Source organism: Chryseobacterium sp. B21-037 (assembly GCF_028570785.1).
GTDB lineage: Bacteria > Bacteroidota > Bacteroidia > Flavobacteriales > Weeksellaceae > Chryseobacterium > Chryseobacterium proteolyticum.
Map to the genome: position 1 here is coordinate 3558271 of NZ_JALGCB010000001.1, position 26369 is coordinate 3584639.

Consider the following 26369-nt stretch of genomic DNA (forward strand, 5'->3'; position numbering starts at 1 on the left):
TTAATGCTGTTTTAAGAGATTTTCCAATAAGTCCGGGCTTATATTTAAGTTTCCTATTTTCCCTGCATTTTCAGCAAGCTCTCTAAAAGCCAGTGCAATATTGGATCTTGCATCCTGGTTTCCACTCAAAGCACTTAGAATTCTCCAATCCATTTCTTTATATGGTTTCAATGAGGTTTCCAATACATAGCCCTGGGTTTCAGCTTCTTTTCTGTCATTTTCTGTCTTTTGCTCTATCAGCTGTTTTCTTTGATTTTCAACGGAAATATCAGCAGCAATCTTCATTTCTCTAAGGATCTTATTATTTTCCTCCTGCTGGATCTCTGTTTCCATTCTTTTTTCTTCGATCTGTTTTTGTTTTTCCTCAACTGCTATCTCTGTATTCAGCTCAGATTCTTTGATCTTTCTTTCCTGCTCCACAGCAAAGTTTCTTCTCTCATAAATAGCTTCATCTGCCTGCTGCTGGAGTTTCTCCCTGGTTTCCGTTTCTAATGCCCTGGCCATTTCCGGAGTGGTTTGAACCGCCAGAATACTGGCTCCCAATATTTCAATGCCCATGGTTTGGATGGTTTCTGAAGCCTTAAGCCCTTCTAAAATATGTTCCTCAATCTTCTTGGCAGAGCGAATGGCATCTTTTAAACTCATGTCATGGATAAATGATGAAGTAGAAGTCTGTGCCAGGTTAATGATTCTCTGGTTAAGCTTCTCAATATCATTTTTCTTATATACTCCTGATTCGTTAACCGTAAAATCCAATGTATTGGATAAAGCTTTTGGATCAATAATTTTATAGCTGATCTGTCCCTGGATTTTTACCGTCTGATAATCAAGCGTATTTTCATTAAAAATAAACGGCAGATCATTACTTCCCATCGGAATTGCTACAATAGAACTGTTTGGGGCAAAATAAAAGAATGATAGCCCTCTTCCTTCTCTTACGGTTTTCCCATTTTTAAAATGAAGAACGTAAGTCATTGAATCGAATTTGATGTGTCTGAAACCAAACATTGCTTTACTTTTTTAAGAGTTAATATTTGTGTTGTTTTTACGCTAATTAAACAGGACATAAGTTTATCTTGTTTAAAAGAATGTATTCTTCATTGATGAACATAACATCCTTCCCGAATGCATATTTTCACTGTTGATTAATATTTTACATTATTGCCTTAACGGATAATAAATCCCTGTCCCGGGCCATATCATTCTTTTAGATCATCCCGGACCTCCATTAAAGCGAACCCTAAAAGATTCTCTCCTCTCCAATGAAGCGGATTTTTTGCTTCAGGATCTGATTCCAGCATTCCTATTCCCCAGATCTTATCATAAGGACTTGCTTCAATAATAAGCTTATCACCCGTTGATAATAGAAATTTTTTAAGCTCTCCGTTTTGCAAAAATTTAAAAAAGTTTCCTCTCTTTACAATTTCATATTTATGCTCATCCCAAATATGATGATCAAAGTTTTTAATCTTTCTTCCTAATCCCTTTGCCTCCTTTGGGTCCTGTGCTTCAATGATAAGAGCTTCGATATTCTCATCATTAAATAGTCTTGCTTTTTCTGCCATCATATAATGCTCTGCCGTTTTATAAATAACTCCTCCTTCTTCAAATTCAGCCAGATACCACTGACTGAAGCACGCCTTCGTGATCTGATCTTTGGCTGTATGACCCCAGAAAAATAAGAATTCCAACTCCTCTTTATTTTGAAACTTTTGGATGATATTTTGCAGATTATATTTCATGTTTGCGTTATTATTACACAAATGTAAGAGAATACTTTATTTCCCTCCAAATTTATTTGCGTTAATTTTACACTAATATCTTTAAAACATTGATTTTCAATTACATTAATTTATTACTGTACATTTTTATTTTAAATAATCCATCGAATAGTTTTATAAAAAAACGGGCTAAAGCCCGTTTTTCATTTGATATGATGATCATTTGTTATTATGTATTTACTTAGAAATATATGGTTTATACTCCTATTTGATTTCAAAATAAAATCCTTGCTCCTCAAGTTCCTTATATTTCTCCTGATTAAAAGTAAATAGTTTTCCCGGTCTTCCGCTCCCTTCTTTTTTAAGGTTGTTGGTTTCATTGAGAAGACCATAGCTCATGATCTTTTTACGGAAATTTCTGCGGTCTATCTCCTGGCCAATGATTGTTTTATAGAGGTTTTCCAGATCAGAAAACGGAAATTCCTCATTAAGAAGATTGAAACCAATCGGCTGGTATTGAATTTTCGTACGAAGTCTTTTTAACGCAATATCCAGTATTCCTTTATGATCAAAAGCAAGCTTTGGAAGCTGATTAACACTGAACCATTGTGCGTCTTCGGCATCGGAATCTGCAAATAGTTCATAGTAAGAAGGGTTTACCAGGCCCAAATAAGCTATAGAAACTACTCTGTTCCTGGGATCCCTACCCACATTACCAAAAGTATAAAGTTGTTCCAGAAAATCGGGCTTTATGCCAGCCTCTTCATACAGTTCTCTTTTTACAGCATCATCAAGATTTTCATCATCAAGAACCAATCCGCCCGGTAATGCCCATCCTCCTTTGAAAGGATCAATTTTTCTTTTTATCAAAAGAACCTGAAGATCCTTCTTATCAAAGTATCCAAATATAACTGCATCTACTGCTACTTTAATATTCTGCATAATATAGTTTGCGTTGTGAATACACAAAGTTAATGTTTTGAATTAAAAACTCCACCGTTAAAAAGGCAAAAACCAACAAAATAAAATTTCTTACCTTTAAATTAAAATTATAACCAACTTAAAACTAAACATTTATGAAAAATCTAATGTTCATTGTAATCGCAGCTTTTCTATTGACGGCTTGCGAAAAAGGAAAACCCAATATGGGTAAGGAATCCACAGGATCTGATTCTGCAGCATGGAAACCTGTAGATTCTGCTACCGCTGTAAAGGCATGGACTGAATATGCTACTCCCGGAGAGATGCACAAAATGCTTGCTAAATCAGATGGGAAGTGGACCGGAGAAACGACTATGTGGATGGAAGAAGGAGGAAAACCTATCAAAAGTACATCTGAGTGTACCAATAAAATGATCTTTGGCGGACGCTATCAGGAGAGCGTACACACCGGTAATATGTGGGGAATGCCTTTTGAAGGAAGGAGCATTGTTGGATACGATAATGCGACTAAAAAATTTGTAAGTACATGGATGGATAATATGGGAACAGGAATAATGTATACTACAGGAGATTGGAACGCTTCAAAGAAATCAATTGAATTTAAAGGTAAAATGCCTGACATTGCAAGACCTGGAAAAGAATGCGATGTAAGGGAAGTTTTTACATTCGTGGATGATAACACTCAAATCATGGAAATGTATGGTCCCGGCTCCAAAACCGGTAAGGAAATGAAAACAATGGAAATAAAATTCACCCGTAAAAAATAGAAAATAAAAAAACCGCTTCCTCTGAAGCGGTTTTTTATGCTAATTGGTTTCTGATGCACTTGTTACCGGAACGCTGAAATTATTGTTTAAATAATTAACGTTGTAGACCTGCCCGCTCCATGTCTTCATTGTGGAGTTGAAAACATATATTTATGATCATACGTATCAGCAAACATTAACAACAGTAAAAAACACACCTCATTTTCAGTGATTTACCTGATCCTACACCTTCTTTTATTATAGAAATTTGATATAGTAAAAAGGTCCAGGCCGAAAACCTTAAAAAGTAGGCATAAAACAAACTAACATTATTATGAATGCAAAAAATTTATTAAGAGTACTTATTGTAATTATCGTCATTATTGGCGGAGTTATTATTATTGTAATAGGCAAAAAACCATTTCCTGAGCCTGAATGTATTGTATGCGGTACTAAACTGATAACCATGCTTGGTATCGTTGAAATTATTCTGGGATTAGGAGCGCTGGTCGTGCAGAGAAACCTGATTGATAAGCAGAGAAATCTATAAAATAAAAAGACCGATATGATATCGGTCTTTTTTATATTAATCATTTAGCTTTAATACGGCCATAAATGCAGATTGCGGTACTTCTACCCTACCAATCTGTTTCATCTTTTTCTTACCTTCCTTCTGTTTTTCCAAAAGCTTACGTTTTCTGGAAATATCTCCCCCGTAACACTTCGCTGTAACATCTTTTCTTAGAGCTTTAATGGTTTCCCTCGCGATAACCTTCGTTCCCAATGCAGCCTGAACCGCAATATCAAACTGCTGTCTAGGGATCAGTTCACGAAGCTTTTCACACATCTTTTTACCGATATGATAGGCATTACTATCGTGAATCAATGAAGAAAGGGCATCTACCATATCGCCATTGATCAGGATATCCATTTTTACAAGCTTGGAAGCTCTGAATCCGATCGGATGATAATCAAATGATGCATATCCTTTAGAAATGGATTTCAGTCTATCGTAGAAATCGAATACAACTTCTGCCAGAGGCATATTGAATATCAGCTCTACTCTTTCAGAAGTTAAATAACTTTGGTTAACGATCTCTCCTCTTTTCTCAATACATAAAGTCATTACCGATCCTACAAAATCAGATTTGGTAATAATAGAAGCTTTAATAAACGGTTCTTCCACTCTATCCATTGTAGATGGATCCATCATTTCAGACGGGTTATTAATCAAAATAGGAACATCCGGTTCTTTTTTAGTATATCCGAAATAAGAAACGTTCGGTACCGTAGTGATAACGTTCATATTGAATTCCCTATCCAATCGCTCCTGAACAATTTCCATATGCAGCATTCCTAAGAAACCACATCGGAACCCAAAGCCCAGAGCAGCAGAACTTTCCGGTTCAAAAACCAAAGAAGCGTCGTTAAGCCTTAACTTCTCTAATGAAAATCTAAGTTCCTCAAAATCCTCAGAATCAATAGGATAAATCCCTGCAAATACCATCGGTTTAACTTCCTCAAATCCTTCAATCGGTCCACTTGCAGGTTTATCGAAAGAAGTGATGGTGTCTCCTACCTTAACTTCTCTAGCATCTTTAATTCCAGAAACCAAATATCCTACATCTCCACATCCAATTGTCTTTTTAGGAACCTGCTTCAGCTTTAAAGTCCCTACTTCGTCAGCTCCATATTCTTTTCCAGTGGCAAAAAATTTTATTTTTTCGTTTTTGGAAATACTTCCATTTACTACTTTAAAATAGGCTTCTATACCACGGAAAGGATTGTATACGGAATCGAAGATCAAAGCCTGAAGTGGTGCATCAGGATCTCCTACAGGAGCAGGAATTCTTTCCACAATCTGCTCAAGCAGATGATGAACCCCTTCACCGGTTTTCCCGGAAACCCTTAATACATCTTCATATTCGCAACCAATTAAATTCATGATTTCATCAGTCACTTCTTCAGGATTGGCTGAAGGTAAATCGATTTTATTAAGAATAGGAATGATCGTCAGATCATTCTCCAATGCAAGATAAAGATTACTAATAGTCTGTGCCTGAATACTTTGAGCAGCATCTACAATAAGAAGCGCTCCTTCGCAGGCAGCAATTGATCTGGAAACCTCATAAGAGAAATCCACGTGTCCCGGGTATCGATCAGATTTAAAATATATTTTTCCCCTTTATATTCATAATCCATCTGGATCGCGTGAGATTTAATCGTAATCCCACGTTCTTTCTCCAAATCCATATCATCCAGCGTCTGAGACTGTAATTCCCTCTGGGTAACTGTATTGGTATATTCCAATAAACGATCCGCCAAAGTACTTTTACCGTGGTCAATATGAGCGATTATGCAAAAATTTCGTATGTTTTTCATTTAAGAACCTTGTAATTTGCAAAGATAAAAAAAAGCAAGACAATTCATTGCTGTTAATTTTAATCAGTGAAATTAATTTATAATTCCGAAGGAAAATCGTATTCTCCCGTTAAAGGATCAATATAGATTTCAAACTTATCCCCTTTTTTCATTTTCTTTTGTTCTGCTCCCTGTTGAATTGCATCAGCAACACCTCCAATTAAACCAAACATTCCTAATGTATTATTAGAAGCTGCAGGAAAAAGATATCCTCTGTTGCTTACCACATAAAATCCTTTTTCATTTCTATTTAAATCCAGAAAGCCTGATAATCCCTTTTTATAAGCCTTTCCGTTTTCCACATAAGCAAACATTTTGTAGGCAGGAATCTTATTCTTTTTACCATTTTCCTCTTTTAGTGCTTTTGTCACCTCCCCTTTTTCATTCCTTTCAAGTAGATAATTTCCGGGCTCGGGAGTCTGGTTAAAGAATGAAAAGTGATCCAAATAAATCCCATCCTTTAACTGATCGCTCTTATATACTGCATAATTGTTATTGACAAATGATTCATAATCAGAAAGCTCGTTGATAGATACAGCATTTCCAACAGGTCTCTTTCTGTATGTTCTCATGAATAAATCAAAAAAAACATTAGGAACATTCTTAACTAAAAGTTCTGCAATTTCCTTATTATTGAGTGTAACTACAGTATCTTTTTTATATAGGAAACGATATTGGTCCCCTTCCTTTGAAAAAGTCTGGGCTGAAAAATCAATGCTCCCGCTTGTATTTTTTCCAATTGTTTCTCCAACACTTAATTTAAGCTTTTTTAAAATCAGAACCAGGTCTGCACTTCCTCCCTCATCATTTCCTTTTTTATACCAGTTTCCTAAATCATTTCCCGGGCTTGTAAGGAAAACAACTTCCTTCTCTTCTTTTTGATTTCCAAAAGGAAGAATTCCTATTTTTTTGTCTTCTCTTTGATCAATGACCGTTAAAGACTTATAAGTTTCTTTTCCGTAATTTGGAATACTCCCTTTGAATTTGATGTATTCTTTTCCCTGAGATAATACGGTGATTGCAATAAAAAGGCTTGCAGTCTGAAGTAATTTCTTCATCTTTTTTATATTTTTTGCAAAAGTAAAGATTAGTTTTAAACCAACTACACCAAACAAAAAACATTCATAAAAGCTATTAATCTCTATATTATTTTAAATCTTATTTTGAAAAAATGCAGTCTCCCGTAACGATAATTGTTCTAACAATGCTTGCCACAAAATATCATTTCAAACATAAAATCAAACGACTCTTACAAAAAGATTCGTAAGAGTCGTCCAACATTAAAAAAATAAACTATTATGGGTTTTGTTTCGGAGTTCCCGAATTGTTATGATCGTGAGGCTTTCTGTCATTCATCTTATCTCTCATCCTCCACTCCGATTGAAACAATTTCAGTACTTTCTGACAGGGAACTACCCGCTGCATTTTCTCAGCATATTTTTTTCTATTATCCAGTAATTTTTGTCCCAGCTCAAAGCTTTGCTGTAGCTTGACTTTGGCTTCTTCATCAGACATTTTATCAGGATCAAAATCAGGATTAAACTGGCTTTTTATCTGTTTCTGATTATCTATGTATTCATTATAAATAGCCGTAAATTCTGCTTTATCTTTCTCATCTACATTCAGATTGTCCAGCATCATATTATCTCTGAATTTTTTCAAAAGATCTTTTCTCTCTTCCGGAGAAAGGTTATTGATGATCTCCTTTCTTTGTTTAGGGTCCATCTTTTTCCAGTCATAATCCGTCCTTTGAGCATTTAAACAAAAGCCGTAAATAATAAAAAGGGTAAATAATATCTTTTTCATCTCTTCTTTTAATTATATAAATCTAAATAAACGTCTTCTGTTGAATTCTTGGCTAGTTCTGCAATCTCAGAATTAGAAAATGAATCCAGATATTCGTTCATTTTAGTTTCAGTCTGCTTTGAAACAGCGACTCCGTTCTGGGGTTTTGAAACTGTTTCTGCTTCAGTATCCTGAGAATCGTCTATCTCTGCACTTTTCTTGTTTTGAACTATTTGATCCGTGCTTTCCACAGAAATTAAATCAGATTTCAAAGTTTCGTAGGCAAGCTCGCTTTCACTCTTTGGGGCCTGGTCATTCTTTGCATAACTTACTTCAGAAATACCAGAATCTTTTATTGTATTTTGATCGGAATTGAAAACAAAAATACTTCCAAAGATCAAAGCTAATGACGCGGCAACCGCATACATCCAATTTAATTTAAATATGGGTGCTTTTTTATTTGCCTTCACGTCATTCATCACTCTTTCCTGGATCATATTAAACATATCATCAGGAGCTTTGTAAATGTTTTTACGTTCTAATTTCTCTATATCGAACTCTTTCATCTTATTATGTTAATCAAAAATTATTCTCGTAATTTTCTTTAATATATTCTTCTATCTTTTGTTTGGCATAGTGATAATTTGTTTTTAAGGTTCCTACGGACATATCAACAATTTTTGATATCTCTTCGTAAGGCAAATCATCATAATACCGCATCATAAATACGAGTTTCTGTTTTTCAGGCAGACTCTGTATAGCATTCTGTAATAAAACCTGTATTTCATCGGCATCTTTTTCAGCATTATCCGCTACAAGATTTTGCATATGATACTCAGCATCTTCATCAGTTTTTTGCATTTTTTTCATTTTATTAACTTGCTGTAATGCTTCGTTGGTAGCTATCCTGTACAACCAAGTATACAGCTGGCTATCATTTTTGAACTGGTGAAAATTCTGATAGGCTTTTATAAAAGTATCCTGCAACGTATCCTGAGCAAGATCTCCGTCTACAATAATTCTTCGTATATGCCAATATAATCTACTTTGATAAGCATCCATCAAGGCACGAACTCCTTTATCCTGAGTTCGGGGATTTTGCATCAGCGTAATAATTTCCGCGTCCTTAATCTTCATAGATGCTTTCACTGTTTTGGATTACAAAAATATCTAAAAGTTAAATACTTTGTTCAATTTTCAGTCCAAAACTCATAAAATATTATCTTTGTTATATGCAAATTGTAATTATAGGTTCCGGAAATGTCGCATACCATCTGGCAAAAGCCTTTGTTCTGAATAACATTCCGTTAGCTCAGATTTTTGGACGAAATGAAAAGGATTTGGAAAAAATAGCTGCGGAGTTACATATTCCTTATTCTACGGAAAAGCTGGAAGATGCCGATTTATATATTATCTGTGTAAGTGATAACTCTGTACAGAATGTTTCAGCAATGATCACTAAAAAAGATTCACTTGTTGCTCATACTTCAGGCTCGCTTCCTAAGGAGCTTTTAGCAGGGGAGTACAGGAAAGCAAGTTTTTATCCTTTACAGACATTTTCTAAATCCAAAGATCTCACCTACAAGAAAATCCCTTTTTTCATAGAGACAGAAACCGAAAAAGATAAAGAGATTCTTTTTGAACTGGCATCCAAAATATCTGATCATGTAATGGAAAGTAGTCATGACAAAAGAAAATATATCCATCTTACAGCGGTTTTCGCCTGTAATTTTGTGAATCACCTTTTTTCTAAAGCCAAAGAAATATCGGATTCCCAGGAGATTCCGTTCGACTATTTTCTTCCGTTAATTGATGAAACCGTTCAAAAAATTCATGAAATTGAACCCAGGCTTGCGCAAACGGGTCCGGCTGTAAGAAATGATGTAAGGGTATTGGAACTTCATGAGCAATTGCTAAAGGATGAAAGCCTTGAAATATATAAAGTAATGAATCATTCTATTAAAAAAATGTATGGGTTATAAAGAGAAATTAAAAGATATTAAAGCATTCGTATTTGACGTGGACGGTGTTTTTACCGATGGAAGTGTGTATCTGATGCCGGGTGGAAATATGAGCAGAGTGATGAATGTTCTGGACGGCTATGCAGTAGTAAAAGCTTTAAAAAATAATTATTTAATAGGGGTGATTACCGGAGGAAATGATGAGATGGTAAAACATCGCATCAATTATCTGGGTATAGAAGATTATTATGCCAAATCACATGATAAAATGGCTGATTTTGAAGATTTTAAAAAGAAATACAATCTTAAAAATGAAGAGATCCTGACAATGGGTGATGATCTTCCTGACCTGCATATTATGGAAAGTTCAGCCATCGCAGCCTGTCCAGAAAATGCTGTTCCCGAAATCAAAGGCATCGCTGATTATATTTCCACAAAGCAGGGTGGAAGTGGAGCTGTACGTGACGTAATCGAGCAGGTAATGAAGGTGCAGGGAAACTGGCATGATGACAACACACAATCTGTATAAATACTTGATATGAAATTACATTTAGCATCACAATCACCCAGAAGAAAGGAATTGCTTTCCAGCCTTGGATTTGATTTTGAAGTAGTAACAATAGATTGTGAAGAAATCATTCCTGATGATATGGCTATTGAAAATGCGGCTGCCTATCTTTCTCAATTAAAGGCAAACTCATTCCGTCCACTTGAGGCGGGTGAAGTTTTACTCACTGCAGATACCGTTGTTGCCTTAAATAATCAAATTCTTGGAAAACCGAAAGATGAAGCCGATGCTCAGCATATGCTGCGATTGCTTTCCGGAAAAACGCATCAGGTATATACAGGAATTACCATACAGACGGTTGATCAGGTTTTTACAGAAACGGATGTTGCAGATGTGGAACTCGATGAAATTTCCAATGAGGAAATTGATTATTATATTACCCATTACAAACCTTTTGATAAAGCAGGAAGTTATGGTATCCAGGAATGGCTGGGAATGGCAAAGATCAAAAAATTATCCGGTAGTTTTTATACAATAATGGGGCTTCCAACACATCTGGTTTACAAAATATTGAAAGAAATATAAATTTTTCCAATATAAAATTTTATTATTTTTACAAAATCATCAAACTTTTGATAATAAAAAGTAGATTAGCTAGTTATATTGAAATAATGAAAAAGAATATTTTATTCCTTTTAGCAGCATGTTTTGTTGTATCCTGTGCCACCAAGGTAAAAAAACCGGAGCAACGATCAAAGTTCTTAAAAGGTTTTTCCACATATTATAACACTTTATTTAATGCAAAAGATGCATTGAACAGTGAATTTACGACCAGAGATAAGGGGCATAAAGATAACTTTTATGCTCCTTATATTCCTATACTTACCTATGAAAATCAGCCCTTGGGAAGTGATCTTGGACAATCAACGGCCTTTGCAGAAAATTCTATGAAAATGGCCGAAGTAAATAAGCCTTCTAATTCTTCCGGAAGGGGAGCAAGCGGGCCTCCGGGTAAGCCTGGTCTCCAGGATATTCCCGGTATGGTAAAAGACAAAGTTAATTCCGCTGTTGCAGGTCTAACGGGAAATGATTCCAATCAGCCTGAGGTAAAAGGAGCTACCGCGCTTCAAATTGCAGAATCAAAGGCTTTAAAAGCTATCAATAAGTATTCGGTAGTGAGAAACGGGGAAGAAAAGAATAAACAGATTTTTGATGCCTATATGATCCTTGTTCAATCCCGGATCTATCAGGACAAACCTTTAGAAGCCCTTGATGCCTTAAATTATGTTTTCACTCATATGAAAGAAGACAAAAGATTACCATTAGCTAAGGTTTATCAGGGACAGGCTTATGCCCAGATGAAAGATTATCATAAAGCTCAGGAGATTTTCACTAAGCTGAAAGGAGAGGGGATCAGTAAAAATGATGATAAATTATTGAGCATTTATAATTCAGAAACTCTTTTGGATGCAGGTAAAAAAGAAGAGGCAGTAAAAGAACTTGACAGAGCATTTGAACTTAACAATAACAGTAAATTAAAAAGCCGAATTTCATATTTAAGAGGACAGATCCTGGAAGGACTGGGCCAGAATGAAAAGGCCAGAGAAAGTTTTTTAGCTGCTTATAAATATGCGAATGATTTTGAATTTGAAGTTAAATCGCAGATTGAAATCGCAAAAACCTTCAATGGAAAAGGGGATTATAATGGTGCTAAGAATTATCTGGAGAAGATCAGTAACAAGGGAACTTACATGTCCAGAAAGAATGAATTTTATTATGCTTTAGGACTTATGGCCAACAAGGCGGGTAAAAAAGAAGAGGGACAACAGTTTTTCAGAAAATCTTTGACGGAAAAGGTATCTGATCCGCAGGTTCGCGGTCTTGCTTATTACGAGATAGGAAAAAATTACCTGGACAAAAATGATTACATCGGTGCCGGAGCATATTATGACTCTGCGCTTGCTGTTATGACCTATGAACCATCTAAAGTCCTTTTAAAAGATCAGTCCGAGAATATTAAAAAGATCTCAAGAAACTATTACCTGATCAAAAAAAATGACAGTATTCTTTCATTAGCAAAAATGACTGATGCTCAAAAAACTGAATTTTTTGCCAAGCATATTGCCAAATTAAAAGCCAAGGAAGAAAAAGAAGAATTGGAAAGAAGACGTGCTGAAAGAAATAAAGGTTTTGACACGGGAGATTATAATTCCAACTCTATTTTTGCCAATAGTTCAACTTCTTTTGAAGATTTCGGAACAGCTCCTAAAGGATTTTATTTTAGCAATACGGGAACTGTAAGCAAGGGTACTTCCTCATTTAAACAGGTTTGGGGTGACAGGGCATTAAGTGATAACTGGCGTTATTCTAAAAAAATGTCTTCTATTGATGATATGAAGAATGAAGCGCTGGGAGTAACATCAGCTCCCGATCCGAGACGTTTTGAACCTGCTTTCTATATTGAACAGATTCCAACGGATGCGGGTAAACTAGGACAACTGAAAAAGGATAGAGATACGGCTTCTTTAGGATTAGGGATCATGTACCAGAACTATTTTACCAACACGCCTTTAGCGACTAAAACACTGTATGATCTGGTTGATGTAAAGCCGGAAGAAAAAGTACTATTGCAGGCGTTGTATGAAATTTTTGCAATGAATTATGAGAAAAACCCACAGGCATCAGAGAAGGCAAAACAGATCCTGTTGACAGATTATCCTTATACTTCGTATGCGGAATTTGCAAGAAATCCTAAAAATAATTCATTTATAAAATCCTCTGAAGATGTTGAAAATGAATACAAAAGAGCATACGCATTATATGAAGCAGAAAAATTCAGTGATAGTAAGAATGTCATTGACCAGACTATTGAGAAGTATCCGAAAGATGCATTAGTCCCAAAATTGTATTTACTGAATGCTTTCAATACCGGAAAGTCCAGTGGTAAAGAAGTAATGATTCTACAATTGGAACAGATTGCATTAAATTATGCCAAAACACCTGAAGGTATTAAAGCTAAGGAAATGCTGAACTATCTGAAGAGTGATCTTGCGTTCCAGGCAACGGACAACAAAGGAAATACGATACCTCAGAACCAGAATAATGTACCAGTACAACCTGCTTCACAGAATAATGTTCCTACCGGCCCGGATAATAACGATCCTCAAAAAATACAGGACTTTAACGGCCAGCCACCTGTAAAGAAAAAATCAAAAAGGTTTGGGAATCCTGATCAGAATAAGCAGGATCTTCAAATGCAGAATCCGAATTCACAGCCTCCAAGGCCAAAATAAATAAAAAAGCGAAGATTTAATCTTCGCTTTTCTTTTTCTTTACTCCATGAAAATCTTTTACATAAAAAGGTTCAAAGTAGGCAATATCTTCGTAGTCTTTACTTTCTGTTTTTTCAAGCGTCTTCTTTATCAGGTGTTGTGCGGAAGGGTATACCTCTTCATTATATTCTGCGTTGGGTAACTGCAGTATTTCTTTTGCCTTTCTAGCGCCGTCTCCTACAAAAAGTATTTTTTTATCCGACCATTCATTAAAAGATTGTTCATCAAGAATTTTAGCTTCCGTAGAAGAAATCTCTTTTCCCGTAATACCGTCATAAGCTGCCGTATAAACCTCCATTCTCCTTGCGTCAACTAAGGGTATGATTACATCATAGTTTTGTCCTAAAAAGGGCTCTTTCATGCTTTCGAGAGAATTCACCGCAATCAGAGGAATTTTTAAACCATAACAAAATCCTTTTGCAGAAGCTGCACCAATCCTTAATCCAGTATAAGAGCCGGGGCCTTTTCCCAAGGATATGGCTTCAATCTCTTTAATGGAAATTCCTGCCCCTTCCAATGCCCACTCTACAAAGGTATGCAAGCTTTCGGATTGTTTATAGTTTTCAGAAACTTCTTCACATACACACAGGAGTTTATCATTATCTGAAATGGCAACTGAGCAGTTTTTAGAAGAGGTTTCTAGATATAATATTTTCATTTTTGTAAGCTTATCGGCAGGTTTAAATACACTTAAATAATATCTGCAAATTTAATCCTTTTAAATCTATTTTCTGTAGATTGTTCTCGGTTCACTTTGTGCACTCGGATAGATTGTCATATCTGACACATTCACATGTTTTGGAGCATTTACACAATAGGCAATAGCATCTGCTATATCTTCAGCCTTTAAAGGCTCATAACCAGCATATACGGTAGAAGCTCTTTCATGATCCCCTTTGAATCGTATCAAAGAGAAATCTGTTTCTACAGCTCCCGGCTGAATATTAGTTACTCTTATTCCGAATTCAGTGAGCTCCAAACGCATTCCTTCGGAAACGACATCAACTGCCTTTTTGGTCGCACAGTATACAACACCATTGACGTAGGTCTGTTTGGCAGCTACTGAGCTGATATTAACGATATGTCCGGAATTTCTTTCTTTCATTCCTGGAATAATCGTTTTAGAAACATATAAAAGTCCTTTTACATTTCCATCGATCATAGAATCCCAGTCGTCCGTTTTTCCAGCCGAAAGAGGATCTAAACCATGCGCATTTCCGGCATTATTAACCAAAACATCAATATTTTTCCATTCCTCAGGAAGAGAATTGATTGCATTTTCTACTTCTTCAAGGTTCCTAACGTCAAATTTTAAGCTGAGTACTTCTGTAAAAGCTGATAATTCGCTTTGTACAGACTCCAATACTTCGCTTCTTCTTCCACAGATAATAACCCTGTTTCCTTGTTTAGCAAAAAGCTCTGCTGTTGACTTTCCAATCCCGGAAGTTGCTCCGGTTATTAATATTGTTTTCATATCTTATTGTAGCAATTTCTTAGTAACCCGATCAGTGAATCACGGTACATTTTGAATTAAATTTTAATTGGCGTCAAATGCCTGGAATGCATCTTCAATATGTTCAAGAACCAATTTTCCTTTTTCATCCGGCAAAACTGAAATAATATCGAAGCGTACTTCCTTCACATGATTAAACTCTTCGAGATAATGATCAGCAGCATTAACAATAGATCTGATCTTTGTTTTCGTAACAGCTTCCTGAGGCAGCATAAAAGCATCTGTAGAACGTGCTTTTACTTCAATAACTACAATCAGATTTTTTATTTCCGAAATAATATCAATCTCGGCTCTTTGAAACCGGTAGTTTCTGGCAAGAATTTTATATCCGTTTCTCTGCAAATGTTCTACGGCAAAATCTTCTGCTATTTTTCCAAAATCATTGTGAGATGCCATCTGTCTTTTTTACATTTAAAAGATTAAAAAAGTGAAAATTAATGCCTGATTAAAATTCTATCTTAACTTTACTTCCAACTTTCATTTTCACATTTCCACCGATAATCAATGGTCTGTTGTCTTTGATATGTCCGTTTGGAAAACCAAAAATAACGGGAAATTTATATTTTGAAATTCTTTCAGAGATTAGTTTATAGGCAAATTCATCGAAACTTTCCTCATAATTTTTATTCTCTTTTTCATCACCCATATTGGTCATTCCACCAACAATAAGTCCTTTGATTTTTTTTAAAACTCCGGCTAATTCCAAACTCATGATCATTCGATCCAGGGCATAGTAATTTTCTCCGATATCTTCAATAAATAATATTTTACCTTTAAAATCAAAAGAGTAGGGTGTTCCTAAAAGTGCATAGATCAGAGCTAAATTTCCCCCAATCAATTCGCCTTCAATATTGCCTTCTCTATTCAATTGATTGGTCTGTAAACCATATTTTGGAGCTTTTCCTTTCAGAATATCAAAAACTAAATCATAGCTTTCTTCTGTAACTCCGAAACTGGAAGTTTTAATTGTCTGGCCATGAATAGATACAAATCCTTTTTTCAGTAAATAACTTTGGATTACTGTATTGTCTGAATATCCGATATACCATTTTGGATCTTTTAAAAACTGTGTAAGTTTTATGCGCTGGATAAGATGCTGACACCCGTATCCGCCCCTGGAGGCCCAGATCGCAGAAATTTCGGAGTCATTGAAGGCCCAGTTTATATCTTTCAATCTTTCCTTTTCTGTTCCGGCATAGTTGTATCCCTTAGAAAATCTGGTATACAAATGTTTTCCTAAAACAGGTTCAAAACCTTTCGCTTTAATCACGGAAATTCCTTTTTCGAGCTGGGATTCATCAACTGCTCCTGCCGGAGAAATAATAGCTATCTTATCTCCTTTTTTAAGGGACTTTGGAAAGATATTTTTTTTCATTTTGATTTTTGATATTTGACTTCTTTTTTCTCTGCTTCTTCCAGACGTTTATCAAACTGATTAAATTTTTTAAAGCTCTGTAAAAAGATGAAAAAACTGAAAATAATAAGAATTCCACCTACAATTCTTCTGATCTTATTGGCCAGCTTTTGAGTAAGCCTGTCATGGAATTGTTTGGCAAGGAAAATTTTAGCAAGATCAATGCATAAATAGGTGCCTATTACAATCCCTATATAAAGAATAAAATTACTGATGTCAGGGTACTGGTTTCTTACCGAAATAACAGTAACCAACCAGAAAAGAATAACACCTACATTTAAAAGATTGAAGAAAAAACCATTAATAAAAGTCTTAAAATAATTTTGACCAATGATTCTTTCTTCACCGGGCATATGCATCTTGGTTTTGGTAACCAACATAACAACCCCATATACAAAAATAAGAATGGATGTAATCCTGTAAAATCCAGGGTGCTTATCAATCAGGTTCACAAGATCCGCACTCGCATAATAGGCGGCCACAATGCAAAGCAAATCTGCCGTAATTACACCAAGATCAAGCGCTAAAGCATGTCTGGGACCTCTTGAGAAGCTGGTTTCAATTAAAAGGAAAAAAATAGGTCCTATGAAAACCAGGCTTAACATGAATCCTAATATGACAGCAGAAAGTACAAGTTCAAACATTTAATATGGCTTTAAAACGGAAAAAAATCCATCTCATTTTGTACAAATTTAGACTTTATGATTTAATTAATCAACAATCTTGAAATCCAGTTGTTTCTGAATCAGATTAGCTTTCACTACTTTGATGTGAACTTCATCTCCCAACTGATATTTTTTACCTGTTCGTGAACCATAAACAGCATGGGTTGTCTTATCATACACATAGGAATCATCTACAAGATCCCTTAGTTTAATAAGTCCTTCAGCTCCATTTTCAGGAATTTCTACCCAGAATCCGAATTCCGCAACTCCGGAAATCACTCCCTTGAAGTTTTCTCCAAGATGTTTCTCCATGAATTTCACCTGCATAAACTTAATAGAATCTCTTTCAGCATCTGCTGCCAGTCTTTCCATGGCACTGCAGTGTTTTGCTTTTTCTTCCAATTCAGCTCTGTCCGGAGATTTTCCACCATCCAGATAATGCTGGAGTAATCGATGTGCAAGTAAATCGGGATAACGACGGATCGGAGAGGTAAAGTGAGAATAGTACTCAAATCCTAAACCGTAATGTCCAATAGGTTCAGTAGAGTAGACTGCCTTACTCATACTTCGCATAGCTAGCGTTTCGATCATATTTTCTTCTCCTTTCCCTTTTACATCGTATAATAGCTTATTCAGGGATTCAGCTACTTTCTTCGTATTGGCAAGATTCATCTGGTATCCGAATGTGGAAACAAAATCTCTTAATGCTTCCAGTTTTGCCGGGTCCGGATCATCGTGAACCCTATATATAAAGGTATTATTGGTCATTCCTCCTTTATTCGTTAAAGAAACAAATTCAGAAACTTTTTTATTGGCCAAAAGCATGAATTCTTCAATCAGGTGATTTGAATCCTTGCTTATCTTAAAATAAACGCCGATGGGTTCATTGTTTTCATTAAGATTAAATCGTACTTCACTTCTGTCAAAAGTAATTGCGCCGTTTTTAATACGTCCTTCACGCATAATTTTTGCCAGTTTATCCAGGACAAGAATCTCTTCAGCCAGATCTCCCTGCTGTGTTTCAATACGTTCCTGAGCTTCTTCATAGGTAAATCTTCTGTCGGAATGAATAACTGTTCTTCCAAACCATTGTTTCTGAATCTCAGCATTATCATTCAATTCGAAAACCGCAGAGAATGTATATTTATCCTCATTCGGACGAAGTGAACATACATCATTACTTAAAACTTCAGGAAGCATCGGAACCACACGATCCACTAGATAAACAGAGGTTGCTCTCTGATAAGCTTCGTCATCTAAAATAGTTCCGGGAACTACATAATGGGAAACATCCGCAATATGGACACCGATTTCCCAGTTCCCATTCTTTAGTTTCTGGATGGATAACGCATCATCAAAATCCTTTGCATCTTTAGGGTCTATGGTAAAAGTACAGATCCCACGCATATCACGACGTTTTGCAACTTCGTCATCTGTAATCTGTCTGTTAATTTTATCCGCATCCTGTTCTACTTCTTCAGGAAATTCATAAGGTAAGCCGTATTCTGCAAGAATAGAGTGGATCTCAGTTTCATGTTCTCCCGGAGAACCTAAAACCTTAATAATTTCCCCTTCCGGATTTTTATCTCCTGGTTTCCATTCGGTCATTTTCACAACAACCTTGTCACCATCTTCAGCACCGCCAAATTTTCCTTTCGGTATAAATATATCTGTATTGATCGTCTTTTTATCACAAACTACAAATCCGAAATCCTTATGGCTTACCACCTGTAAGGTCCCCACAAATTCTGTACGTGTTCTTTCCAGGACTTCAAGAACAGAACCTTCTAATTTTTTCCCTTTGTAAGTGTAAGTAACAATCAGTACTTTATCCCCCTGTAAAGCATCCTTCACATTTTTTGAATGGATAAAGATATCATCTGTCATTCCTTCCACATTTACGTAGGCGTTGCCGGATTGGTTAAAATCAATCACACCGGTAAGTGTTCCGGCTATTTTTAAATTGATAATGTATTTTCCTTTATCAGTCTCTTTTATTTTTTCAGAAGCCTGCAGCTTGTGCAAAGCCTGGATTACAAGTTCCCTTTGTCTCGGATTCTTGTAATCTATTCCGTCTGCGATCTGCTTATAATTATAGATCTTGGACGAATTTTCATTCATAAACCTAAGGATTAATCTACCGATCTCCATTAATTTATGGTCATTTTTTTGACTTATATATTTTCTTTTTTTCATTTTTTAATTATTGTTTAAATAACATCAACAGCATTATTTCCCTCCAAATTTTTAACAACGGAAGTTTTAGTTCGTATAAATTTAATACAAAAATGGAGAAGAGAAGTGAAAAACCTGGTATAAATAAATTTAATTTATCTGTAAAGGTTTTGGGGAGAATAAAGAATGTGTTTCTATTTGTTCGGTGCAAAGATAAGTATTTTAAAATAAATAAGGCTTGTAATTTGATTTACAAGCCTTTATATTTTTTAGCAAACTGCTATCTTATCTACTCTTGTTTGGTGTCTGCCACCTTCAAAATTAGTAGAGAGAAATTTTTCTACAATTTCTATCGCCAGTTCTTTTGAGATAAATCTTGCAGGCATTGAAATCATATTCGCATCATTATGTTGTCTTGCCAACGTTGCAATCTCCGGCATCCAACAAAGAGCACAACGGATCTTCTGATGCTTGTTAGCAGTGATCTGTACACCATTTCCACTTCCACAGATCAGAATTCCTAATTCGTTTTCCCCATTTTCTACGGAAGTTGCTGCAGGGTGTACAAAGTCAGGATAATCCACACTGTCTGTGGAAAACGTTCCAAAATCCTGAATATCAAATCGTTCTGAAAAATAGTTTTTAACAATCTCCTTATATTCAAAGCCTGCATGATCGGCTGCGATCGCAATTTTTCTTTTCATAGTAGTTATATTAAACTTTATATAGATTTATTTCCTTACAAATTTAAGTATTAAATATCAATTGTTAGTTGATCATTGGTTAATTGTGAAAAGCATTGTGAATAACTGTGGAAAACTTTTATAAACTAAATATTTTTCCAATACTAAAATTTACTAATGAGAAAAATCTTTGGAAAGCCAACGGAAAATTTCAAAAATCTTTTTTGGAAGAATTCATTAGCTTTTCCATAAATGAGTAATTAATAATTAAAATTGTTAACAACTAAACGATTTTTGTTAGTAACCCTTTAAATAATCAGATTTACAAGAAATTATATTGTGAATTAAATATGAATTACATAAAAATTTAGTGTTATCAACTTTTTAGGGTAAAGTTATCCCCGAAACTCACAACACTCAACAACAATACTCATTCTTCTTTTATCAAAAAAAAAAATTGTTGGTTAGTGAGTGTTGGGCTTGTGGGAAGTTTTTTGAAAACTTTTTTTTATTCGATCTTTTTCAAAAGTTTAAAATCTTACATTTGTGAAACGAAAATTCTAAGATATTTATGAAAACAGTGAATGATTTCAATTTTAAAGACAAAAAGGCTTTAGTAAGGGTGGATTTTAATGTTCCGCAAGATGATCAGCTTAAAGTTACGGATAATACAAGAATTGCTGCGGTTAAACCAACTATTGATAAAATTCTTAATGATGGAGGATCTGTGATTTTAATGACTCACCTGGGAAGACCTAAAGGAGAGGTGAAAGACGAGTTTTCATTGAAGCATATTCTTGAGGAAGTATCCAATATTTTAGGAAAAGAGGTAAAATTCATAGAAGAATCTGTAGGACCAAAAGCTGAGCAGGCTGCTTCCGAGCTTAAACCTGGTGAAATTTTATTATTGGAAAATCTTAGATTTCATAATGAAGAAGAGAAAGGAGATGAAGGCTTTGCTGAGCAGCTTTCTAAATTAGGAGATGCCTATGTGAATGATGCATTTGGTACTGCACACCGTGCACATGCTTCTACAGCTGTAATCGCTAAGTTTTTTGATTCAACTAAATTTTTCGGTTTACTAATGGCTAATGAGCTTGCAGCTATTGATAAAGTTTTAAAGAATGGTGAAAGGCCTGTAACTGCGATACTTGGAGGATCTAAGGTTTCAACTAAAATTACCATTATAGAAAATATTCTACCTGCCATTGATAATTTAATTATTGGTGGTGGAATGGCATTTACATTTATTAAAGCTCTTGGAGGTAAAATAGGTAATTCCTTGGTGGAAGAAGACAAGTTACCTTTAGCACTGGAAATTTTGGCTAAAGCAAAAGAGCATCATGTGAAAGTTTATCTGCCATCTGATACGATCATTGCAGAAAGTTTTAATAATGATGCTGATAGGAAGGAAGTAGATATATATGCTATTCCTGAAGGATGGATGGGATTGGATGCAGGTTCAAAATCAAGAGATCAGTTTAATGACGTTCTATTAAATTCAAGAACTATTTTATGGAATGGTCCTATCGGAGTATTTGAAATGTCTAATTTTGCTGCCGGGACTATTGCACTTGGAGACAGTATAGCTGAGGCAACAAAGCTGGGAGCTTTTTCCTTAGTAGGTGGAGGTGACAGTGTTGCTTTTGTTAAGCAATTTGGTTACGGAAATAAAGTGAGCTATGTATCTACCGGTGGGGGAGCGATGCTTGAAAGTCTTGAAGGACTGGAACTTCCCGGTATTGCTGCGATCAATAAGTAAAAACTGTTATTATATATAAAGAAAATAACCCTCTCAATGTGAGAAGGTTATTTTTTTTGAAATCATTATTTATTGAACATATGCTACGTAACATTCGTTAATCGCACCATTAGTTGTTTTGGCAAAGAATGAATAATCGATCCAGAAATATCCATTGTTGCCCCAATTTGTTCCCCATTGGTTTTGTACTTTAAATGCCTGTTTGGCATCATCATATCCTATTACCGCAATGGCGTGGCCACCTCTGCTGCTACCTGAATGTGACTTCCAGATCCATCCGTTAGATGAACTTAAATGATCAAAGCTGTAATCTACTGTTACTGCGATAACTATGGGTAAATTCATGCTTAGAAGTGTTTTTACATTACTGATATCTGTTTTATCAACCGTTGCCCAGGTGGTAAATTTGTGAGTGCTTGCGGCATTTTTCTGTGAGGAATTTGGCTGAGTAGAACATCCTGTATCTGTATAAGGCATTTCCGCCCAACTGCAAACACCCTGATTTTTAATCAGATTTAATCCATCACTTACATAAGCACCTGCATCACAAGATCCGAGCTTGATTTGATTATAAACGTACTCGGGGCTTCTTTTGGCAGTAACTCCTTTGAAATTAGATTCCAGACCACTAGCTGTGGTATAAGCTGTTGCCCAGGCAACACAAGAACCTTCTGCTCCCTGGTCTCCAATTGCGGGAAGACCGGGAATTAAATAACTTGAAGCAAGTGCATTTTTTGCTGCTTTTTCGGTCTTACCCTTTAGTCTTAAGGTTAGCTCATTGATGTTTACTTTAGCGAAATTGTTGTAAGTAGTTTGATCAATCAGCTTTGCTCCCAATGAGTGAAGTTGCTGTTTTTCTGAAGATTGCGTGTTTAAATCTTCGTCTCTTTTTTCGCATGCTGTAATGGATAGCATTCCTATTGCTATCATTACGAGTTTAAAATTTTTCATTGATTAATATTTAAAATGGTTCTGTGAATGTATAAATTATTTTCACATATCAATGATTTATTTTATGTAAAACATAAGAATTGATAAACAAAATGCAATTATTAATATTTTTTACTTAATTATTTTTATTTCTGTTTATTTTATTTTTATATTTTACCATTTGTTTTAAATATTTTAATATTTAGTGTGTTTTTATTACTAATTAAGTTATTTTGTTTATTTTTTTTCTTTAAATAAATTATTTAACTAAATAATTTATTTTATATAATTTAAAATATTTATATTTTTTTTCAAGTTTTAACCTGAAATTTTAATTTTATTCATAATTTTTCCTTTTTAAAATGAAAAAAATGGTGTTAAATGTTTGTTTTTGGTAATTTTTTAAATATCTCTAGTGAATTGGTGGTGTTATTAATATGTTTTTTATTATTTCTAATATGGTTGATTTTATTAATTAAAATACTAAGTTTAAAAGTGAGAGATGGTATTTGTCTATAGATTTATTAAGTTGGTGATTTTTAATAATCCAAGGGTAATTTTTAAATCGATAGGGGTAGGAGAGAAATTTGGAAATGTATTTTTCATTTTGATTTAATGATCTATTGCAGAGTTTGAAATAATGTTAAATGAGAATTGGAGATAAAAATTATTTATTGATTTAAGTTTTGTCGATTCTTGTTACATTTTATATTTTGAATAGTAAACATAAATAAATAAAAAAGGTCTGATAAAATATCAGACCTTTTATTCAAGGTAATTTTACAAATTATCTTGAATTTTTAATTATTAATTTCTTCACTTTTTTATTTTGGAGCCAAATTTGTCAAAAATTGACCTTCAGAAATATATCAAAAATCGATTTTCTATCTTTTTTCGATAATATATATCAAACTTGAAAATTCGTTCGAAAAAAGGGCATTTACGTTAGAAATCGTTCCGTAGATGATAGCTTTCAGCCAAAAAAGTGGTGATTTTTTATATTTTTCGCTGAGCATTGAGATGTAATATGAATCCAGGACAAGCGGTTTGATTTTTCTTAATTTCCAATCTGGATTTTTTGATATTAAATTTTCCATGCCTTTTTTTGAAAAATGAAAGATATGTCTTGGAACGTCATAAGCAGCCCAATATTCTTTGTAGTGTTTTGCATCATACGAAGTAGGGTTGGGTACGGCAATGATCAGAAGTCCTTTTTCTTTTAATTTATTATGAAAGATTTCCAGGATCTCTGACTGATTTTCAATATGTTCAAAAACATGCCATAATGTAATTGCATCAAGACTATTATCTTCTAAGGAAGTAACGTTATCTATTATTTTAGCTTTTGTTACTTTGCTCTGTGCAGCTTTTCTTGCATCTGGATTAGGTTCATATCCAAACGTCTGAAAATCATTTTCTATAAATTTTACAAATTCTCCGGCGCCACAACCATAATCCAGAACTTTTGAATTCTTATTAATACGATCTATGAGAATTGTTTTCTTATATTGAAGATTGAAAGACTGAAGGAATTTATATACTTTTTCTTTTAGGCTTCCTGAATCCTGATGATGGGAAATGTAATCCTCGCTTTCGTAGTATTTTGAAATGTTGGATGGAATAGGGGAGGTTTTGAAAACTCCTTTAGTTTCTGTTTCTTTAATTTCAAATATTTCCTGAGTCAGAAAGTGATCTTTAATTTTCATTAAAATATTCTTTTATGGTAAAAATTAAGATATTCAGAGTTTATATAAAGCTCATAAATACCTTAATTTTGTTTTAAATTTAATTATGTTTCACGTGAAACATAATGTAATTATCGTCCTAAATAGACCAGTAAAACGTTGATATCAGCTGGGGATACACCACTGATTCTTCCTGCTTGCGCAATTGTTTTTGGTCTTACATTATTCATTTTTTGTTTAGCTTCAGATGATAAACTTGAGAGTTTTAGATAATCAAAATCTTCTGGAATTTTAATGTTTTCCAAACGGTTCAGTTTTGCAACATTTTCTTTCTCCTTTTCAATATATCCTTTGTATTTGATATTAATTTCAGCTTGTTCCCTTACTTCATCGTCAAACTGAGAGGCTACATCTTTAATAATATCAATATTTTCAAGCTTTTCTAATGTAATATTAGGTCTGGTAAGAAACTGAGAAGCTCTGTAGGCTTGATCTACAGGATTACTTTCTTCACTTTCTAGAATAGGATTGATGATTCCGGGTTTTAAAGAAGTTTCTCGCAAGAATGTTTCAAGTTCCTCACTTTTAGCTATTTTTTGCTCAACTTTTCTTAATCTTTCTTCTTTTGCAAGTCCAAGTTGATACGCTTTTTCAGTTAATCTGATATCCGCATTATCCTGTCTTAAAAGGAGTCTGTATTCGGCACGTGAAGTAAACATTCTGTAAGGTTCCTCTGTACCTTTGGTAATAAGATCATCAATTAAAACTCCTATATATGCTTCATCCCTGTTAAGAATAAATTCTTCTTTACCGTGTACTTTATTATGGGCGTTGATACCTGCCATTAAACCTTGACCGGCCGCTTCTTCATATCCTGTAGTACCATTAATTTGTCCGGCAAAATATAAATTATCAATTAGTTTTGTTTCTAAGGTATGCTTTAACTGGGTAGGGGGGAAGTAGTCGTATTCAATGGCATAGCCCGGACGGAAAACCTTTACGTTTTCGAATCCTGGAATATGTTTCATAGCTTTGATTTGTACATCTTCCGGTAAGGACGAACTAAAGCCGTTTACATATATTTCTACTGTTCTCCAGCCTTCGGGCTCTACAAATAACTGGTGTCTTGTACGTTCAGCAAATCGGTTGATTTTATCTTCAATACTAGGGCAATATCTTGGACCTAAACTCTGAATGGTACCATTAAACATAGGGCTTCTGTCAAAACCTTCGCGTAGAATATCGTGTACGGTTTCGTTGGTGTATACGATATGACAACTTAATTGTTTGGTTAACTTCGGAGTATCTAAGTAACTGAACTTTTGTGGTTTTTCATCTCCTTTTTGCTCTTCCATTTTGGAATAATCAAGGCTTCTTCCATCTACTCTCGGTGGAGTACCGGTTTTCATTCTTCCGGCTTCAAAACCTAAAGATACCAATTGTTCTGTAATGCCAAAAGCTCTGGGTTCTCCCATTCTTCCACCTCCCAATTGTTTATCGCCAACGTGGATCAAACCATTAAGGAAAGTACCGTTTGTGAGGACTACAGATTTAGCTTTAATTGAAATTCCTAAAGAAGTTACCACACCAACTACCTGGTTATTTTCAATAATAAGCTGCTTTACCATATCCTGAAAGAAATCAAGATTGGGTGTATTTTCTAATGCTAAACGCCATTCTTCAGCGAAAAGCATTCTATCGTTCTGGGTTCTGGGTGACCACATCGCAGGACCTTTTGAAAGGTTCAGCATTTTAAATTGTATGGCTGATTTATCAGCTACAATTCCTGAATATCCTCCCATAGCATCAATTTCACGTACGATCTGCCCTTTAGCTATTCCTCCCATAGCAGGGTTACAGCTCATTTGACCAATGGTCTGCATGTTCATTGTAACGAGCAGGGTTTTTGATCCTAGGTTTGCAGCTGCGGCTGCAGCTTCGCAACCTGCATGGCCTGCACCTACTACTATTACGTCATATATTTCTGAAATCATTTTTTATACCTGTTTTAAGGCTTAAATTTTAATCTTTTTACTAAATGTTTCACGTGAAACATTTTTTTTAAATACTGCTTTAATAAGCCTATATTCATTGTTTTTCGCCATGTTTATTTCGCTTCATTCAAA

General features: G+C 34.8%; 24 protein-coding genes and 1 pseudogene. 7 read left to right on the plus strand and 18 right to left on the minus strand.

Translation table 11 applies throughout. The features are described from left to right. The 3 genes from MTQ00_RS15820 to MTQ00_RS15830 all read right to left on the minus strand — a co-directional run bounded on the left by MTQ00_RS15820 (position 1) and on the right by MTQ00_RS15830 (position 2663). Positions 1 to 1008 carry an SPFH domain-containing protein gene (locus tag MTQ00_RS15820; RefSeq protein ID WP_273650239.1) on the minus strand — a complete coding sequence of 336 codons (1008 nt, stop codon included), beginning with the start codon at positions 1006 to 1008 and terminating at the stop codon, positions 1 to 3. 191 nt (positions 1009 to 1199) lie between these two features. Then, on the minus strand, positions 1200 to 1742 hold the full coding sequence (locus MTQ00_RS15825) for an NADAR family protein (RefSeq protein ID WP_273650240.1): 543 nt from the start codon (positions 1740 to 1742) through the stop codon (positions 1200 to 1202). Between the two features lie 243 nt (positions 1743 to 1985). Next, positions 1986 to 2663 (minus strand): NUDIX hydrolase, encoded by a 678-nt coding sequence (locus tag MTQ00_RS15830; RefSeq protein WP_172281656.1) that lies wholly within the window; start codon positions 2661 to 2663, stop codon positions 1986 to 1988. A gap of 134 nt (positions 2664 to 2797) precedes the next feature. Between MTQ00_RS15830 and MTQ00_RS15835 the strand changes: the two genes are divergently transcribed. Then, positions 2798 to 3430 (plus strand): DUF1579 domain-containing protein, encoded by a 633-nt coding sequence (locus MTQ00_RS15835; RefSeq protein ID WP_172281658.1) that lies wholly within the window; start codon positions 2798 to 2800, stop codon positions 3428 to 3430. Positions 3431 to 3743: 313 nt separating this feature from the next. After that, a complete protein-coding gene (locus MTQ00_RS15840) occupies positions 3744 to 3959 on the plus strand; it encodes a hypothetical protein (protein WP_273650241.1) in 216 nt (71 codons plus the stop codon). Positions 3960 to 3995: 36 nt separating this feature from the next. On the opposite strand, the pseudogene lepA reads toward MTQ00_RS15840, so the two are convergent. From lepA to MTQ00_RS15865, 5 genes and pseudogenes are all read right to left on the minus strand, one after another. Beyond that, positions 3996 to 5791: pseudogene (gene lepA / locus MTQ00_RS15845) on the minus strand (translation elongation factor 4). A 77-nt stretch (positions 5792 to 5868) separates the two neighbouring features. Beyond that, the gene (locus MTQ00_RS15850; protein ID WP_273650242.1) at positions 5869 to 6888 is read right to left on the minus strand and encodes a hypothetical protein; all 1020 of its coding nucleotides are present in this window, start codon (positions 6886 to 6888) and stop codon (positions 5869 to 5871) included. Between the two features lie 238 nt (positions 6889 to 7126). Then, the gene (locus MTQ00_RS15855) at positions 7127 to 7636 is read right to left on the minus strand and encodes a hypothetical protein (RefSeq protein ID WP_273650243.1); all 510 of its coding nucleotides are present in this window, start codon (positions 7634 to 7636) and stop codon (positions 7127 to 7129) included. An 8-nt stretch (positions 7637 to 7644) separates the two neighbouring features. Then, positions 7645 to 8181, minus strand: coding sequence for a hypothetical protein (locus tag MTQ00_RS15860; protein WP_172281668.1), 537 nt, complete (start codon positions 8179 to 8181; stop codon positions 7645 to 7647). A 13-nt stretch (positions 8182 to 8194) separates the two neighbouring features. After that, positions 8195 to 8752: an RNA polymerase sigma factor gene (locus MTQ00_RS15865; RefSeq protein ID WP_172281670.1), complete on the minus strand. Its 558-nt coding sequence runs from the start codon at positions 8750 to 8752 to the stop codon at positions 8195 to 8197. A 95-nt stretch (positions 8753 to 8847) separates the two neighbouring features. Here MTQ00_RS15865 and MTQ00_RS15870 point away from each other — a divergent pair, with 95 nt between their 5' ends. The 4 genes from MTQ00_RS15870 (at position 8848) to porW (ending at position 13377) form a co-directional block, all read left to right on the plus strand. Then, entirely contained in the window at positions 8848 to 9597 is a 750-nt protein-coding gene (locus MTQ00_RS15870) for a Rossmann-like and DUF2520 domain-containing protein (protein ID WP_172281672.1), read from the plus strand. Continuing rightward, the gene (locus tag MTQ00_RS15875) at positions 9587 to 10105 is read left to right on the plus strand and encodes a KdsC family phosphatase (protein WP_172281674.1); all 519 of its coding nucleotides are present in this window, start codon (positions 9587 to 9589) and stop codon (positions 10103 to 10105) included. The genes MTQ00_RS15870 and MTQ00_RS15875 overlap by 11 nt, the downstream gene beginning before the upstream one ends. Before the next feature lie 9 nt (positions 10106 to 10114). Further along, complete coding sequence (locus tag MTQ00_RS15880; protein WP_273650244.1) at positions 10115 to 10669, plus strand: Maf family protein; 555 nt, start codon at positions 10115 to 10117, stop codon at positions 10667 to 10669. A gap of 86 nt (positions 10670 to 10755) precedes the next feature. Continuing rightward, positions 10756 to 13377, plus strand: a complete 2622-nt coding sequence (porW, locus tag MTQ00_RS15885; protein WP_273650245.1) for a type IX secretion system periplasmic lipoprotein PorW/SprE — start codon at positions 10756 to 10758, stop codon at positions 13375 to 13377. A gap of 16 nt (positions 13378 to 13393) precedes the next feature. Here porW and tsaB read toward each other — a convergent pair whose 3' ends face one another. From tsaB to rpiB, 7 genes are all read right to left on the minus strand, one after another. After that, the gene (tsaB, locus tag MTQ00_RS15890; RefSeq protein ID WP_273650246.1) at positions 13394 to 14074 is read right to left on the minus strand and encodes a tRNA (adenosine(37)-N6)-threonylcarbamoyltransferase complex dimerization subunit type 1 TsaB; all 681 of its coding nucleotides are present in this window, start codon (positions 14072 to 14074) and stop codon (positions 13394 to 13396) included. Positions 14075 to 14140: 66 nt separating this feature from the next. Then, on the minus strand, positions 14141 to 14890 hold the full coding sequence (locus tag MTQ00_RS15895) for an SDR family NAD(P)-dependent oxidoreductase (protein ID WP_273650247.1): 750 nt from the start codon (positions 14888 to 14890) through the stop codon (positions 14141 to 14143). Between the two features lie 63 nt (positions 14891 to 14953). After that, complete coding sequence (locus tag MTQ00_RS15900) at positions 14954 to 15325, minus strand: YraN family protein (protein WP_273650248.1); 372 nt, start codon at positions 15323 to 15325, stop codon at positions 14954 to 14956. A gap of 49 nt (positions 15326 to 15374) precedes the next feature. Further along, a complete protein-coding gene (locus tag MTQ00_RS15905) occupies positions 15375 to 16304 on the minus strand; it encodes a S66 peptidase family protein (RefSeq protein WP_273650249.1) in 930 nt (309 codons plus the stop codon). Next, positions 16301 to 16987, minus strand: coding sequence for a LysE family translocator (locus tag MTQ00_RS15910; protein ID WP_172281688.1), 687 nt, complete (start codon positions 16985 to 16987; stop codon positions 16301 to 16303). The genes MTQ00_RS15905 and MTQ00_RS15910 overlap by 4 nt, the downstream gene beginning before the upstream one ends. Positions 16988 to 17053: 66 nt before the next feature. Then, positions 17054 to 19204 (minus strand): ribonuclease R, encoded by a 2151-nt coding sequence (gene rnr / locus MTQ00_RS15915; protein ID WP_273650250.1) that lies wholly within the window; start codon positions 19202 to 19204, stop codon positions 17054 to 17056. Between the two features lie 248 nt (positions 19205 to 19452). Then, entirely contained in the window at positions 19453 to 19887 is a 435-nt protein-coding gene (gene rpiB / locus MTQ00_RS15920; protein WP_273650251.1) for a ribose 5-phosphate isomerase B, read from the minus strand. A 550-nt stretch (positions 19888 to 20437) separates the two neighbouring features. Here rpiB and MTQ00_RS15925 point away from each other — a divergent pair. Further along, positions 20438 to 21628: a phosphoglycerate kinase gene (locus MTQ00_RS15925; protein ID WP_273650252.1), complete on the plus strand. Its 1191-nt coding sequence runs from the start codon at positions 20438 to 20440 to the stop codon at positions 21626 to 21628. A 69-nt stretch (positions 21629 to 21697) separates the two neighbouring features. Here the strand turns inward: MTQ00_RS15925 and MTQ00_RS15930 are convergent, their stop codons facing one another. From MTQ00_RS15930 to mnmG, 3 genes are all read right to left on the minus strand, one after another. Continuing rightward, the gene (locus tag MTQ00_RS15930; RefSeq protein WP_172281696.1) at positions 21698 to 22579 is read right to left on the minus strand and encodes a C1 family peptidase; all 882 of its coding nucleotides are present in this window, start codon (positions 22577 to 22579) and stop codon (positions 21698 to 21700) included. An 863-nt stretch (positions 22580 to 23442) separates the two neighbouring features. Continuing rightward, a complete protein-coding gene (locus MTQ00_RS15935; RefSeq protein ID WP_273650253.1) occupies positions 23443 to 24264 on the minus strand; it encodes a class I SAM-dependent methyltransferase in 822 nt (273 codons plus the stop codon). 110 nt (positions 24265 to 24374) lie between these two features. Next, the gene (gene mnmG / locus MTQ00_RS15940; RefSeq protein WP_273650254.1) at positions 24375 to 26237 is read right to left on the minus strand and encodes a tRNA uridine-5-carboxymethylaminomethyl(34) synthesis enzyme MnmG; all 1863 of its coding nucleotides are present in this window, start codon (positions 26235 to 26237) and stop codon (positions 24375 to 24377) included. Positions 26238 to 26369 lie beyond the last annotated feature (132 nt).

Bases quoted from the DNA above. Each gene is read 5' to 3' on its own strand.
- MTQ00_RS15820 (WP_273650239.1), bottom strand. From the start codon at position 1,008: ATGTTTGGTTTCAGACACATCAAATTCGATTCAATGACTTACGTTCTT.
- MTQ00_RS15825 (WP_273650240.1), bottom strand. From the start codon at position 1,742: ATGAAATATAATCTGCAAAATATCATCCAAAAGTTTCAAAATAAAGAG.
- MTQ00_RS15830 (WP_172281656.1), bottom strand. From the start codon at position 2,663: ATGCAGAATATTAAAGTAGCAGTAGATGCAGTTATATTTGGATACTTT.
- MTQ00_RS15835 (WP_172281658.1), top strand. From the start codon at position 2,798: ATGAAAAATCTAATGTTCATTGTAATCGCAGCTTTTCTATTGACGGCT.
- MTQ00_RS15840 (WP_273650241.1), top strand. From the start codon at position 3,744: ATGAATGCAAAAAATTTATTAAGAGTACTTATTGTAATTATCGTCATT.
- MTQ00_RS15850 (WP_273650242.1), bottom strand. From the start codon at position 6,888: ATGAAGAAATTACTTCAGACTGCAAGCCTTTTTATTGCAATCACCGTA.
- MTQ00_RS15855 (WP_273650243.1), bottom strand. From the start codon at position 7,636: ATGAAAAAGATATTATTTACCCTTTTTATTATTTACGGCTTTTGTTTA.
- MTQ00_RS15860 (WP_172281668.1), bottom strand. From the start codon at position 8,181: ATGAAAGAGTTCGATATAGAGAAATTAGAACGTAAAAACATTTACAAA.
- MTQ00_RS15865 (WP_172281670.1), bottom strand. From the start codon at position 8,752: ATGAAGATTAAGGACGCGGAAATTATTACGCTGATGCAAAATCCCCGA.
- MTQ00_RS15870 (WP_172281672.1), top strand. From the start codon at position 8,848: ATGCAAATTGTAATTATAGGTTCCGGAAATGTCGCATACCATCTGGCA.
- MTQ00_RS15875 (WP_172281674.1), top strand. From the start codon at position 9,587: ATGGGTTATAAAGAGAAATTAAAAGATATTAAAGCATTCGTATTTGAC.
- MTQ00_RS15880 (WP_273650244.1), top strand. From the start codon at position 10,115: ATGAAATTACATTTAGCATCACAATCACCCAGAAGAAAGGAATTGCTT.
- porW (WP_273650245.1), top strand. From the start codon at position 10,756: ATGAAAAAGAATATTTTATTCCTTTTAGCAGCATGTTTTGTTGTATCC.
- tsaB (WP_273650246.1), bottom strand. From the start codon at position 14,074: ATGAAAATATTATATCTAGAAACCTCTTCTAAAAACTGCTCAGTTGCC.
- MTQ00_RS15895 (WP_273650247.1), bottom strand. From the start codon at position 14,890: ATGAAAACAATATTAATAACCGGAGCAACTTCCGGGATTGGAAAGTCA.
- MTQ00_RS15900 (WP_273650248.1), bottom strand. From the start codon at position 15,325: ATGGCATCTCACAATGATTTTGGAAAAATAGCAGAAGATTTTGCCGTA.
- MTQ00_RS15905 (WP_273650249.1), bottom strand. From the start codon at position 16,304: ATGAAAAAAAATATCTTTCCAAAGTCCCTTAAAAAAGGAGATAAGATA.
- MTQ00_RS15910 (WP_172281688.1), bottom strand. From the start codon at position 16,987: ATGTTTGAACTTGTACTTTCTGCTGTCATATTAGGATTCATGTTAAGC.
- rnr (WP_273650250.1), bottom strand. From the start codon at position 19,204: ATGAAAAAAAGAAAATATATAAGTCAAAAAAATGACCATAAATTAATG.
- rpiB (WP_273650251.1), bottom strand. From the start codon at position 19,887: ATGAAAAGAAAAATTGCGATCGCAGCCGATCATGCAGGCTTTGAATAT.
- MTQ00_RS15925 (WP_273650252.1), top strand. From the start codon at position 20,438: ATGAAAACAGTGAATGATTTCAATTTTAAAGACAAAAAGGCTTTAGTA.
- MTQ00_RS15930 (WP_172281696.1), bottom strand. From the start codon at position 22,579: ATGAAAAATTTTAAACTCGTAATGATAGCAATAGGAATGCTATCCATT.
- MTQ00_RS15935 (WP_273650253.1), bottom strand. From the start codon at position 24,264: ATGAAAATTAAAGATCACTTTCTGACTCAGGAAATATTTGAAATTAAA.
- mnmG (WP_273650254.1), bottom strand. From the start codon at position 26,237: ATGATTTCAGAAATATATGACGTAATAGTAGTAGGTGCAGGCCATGCA.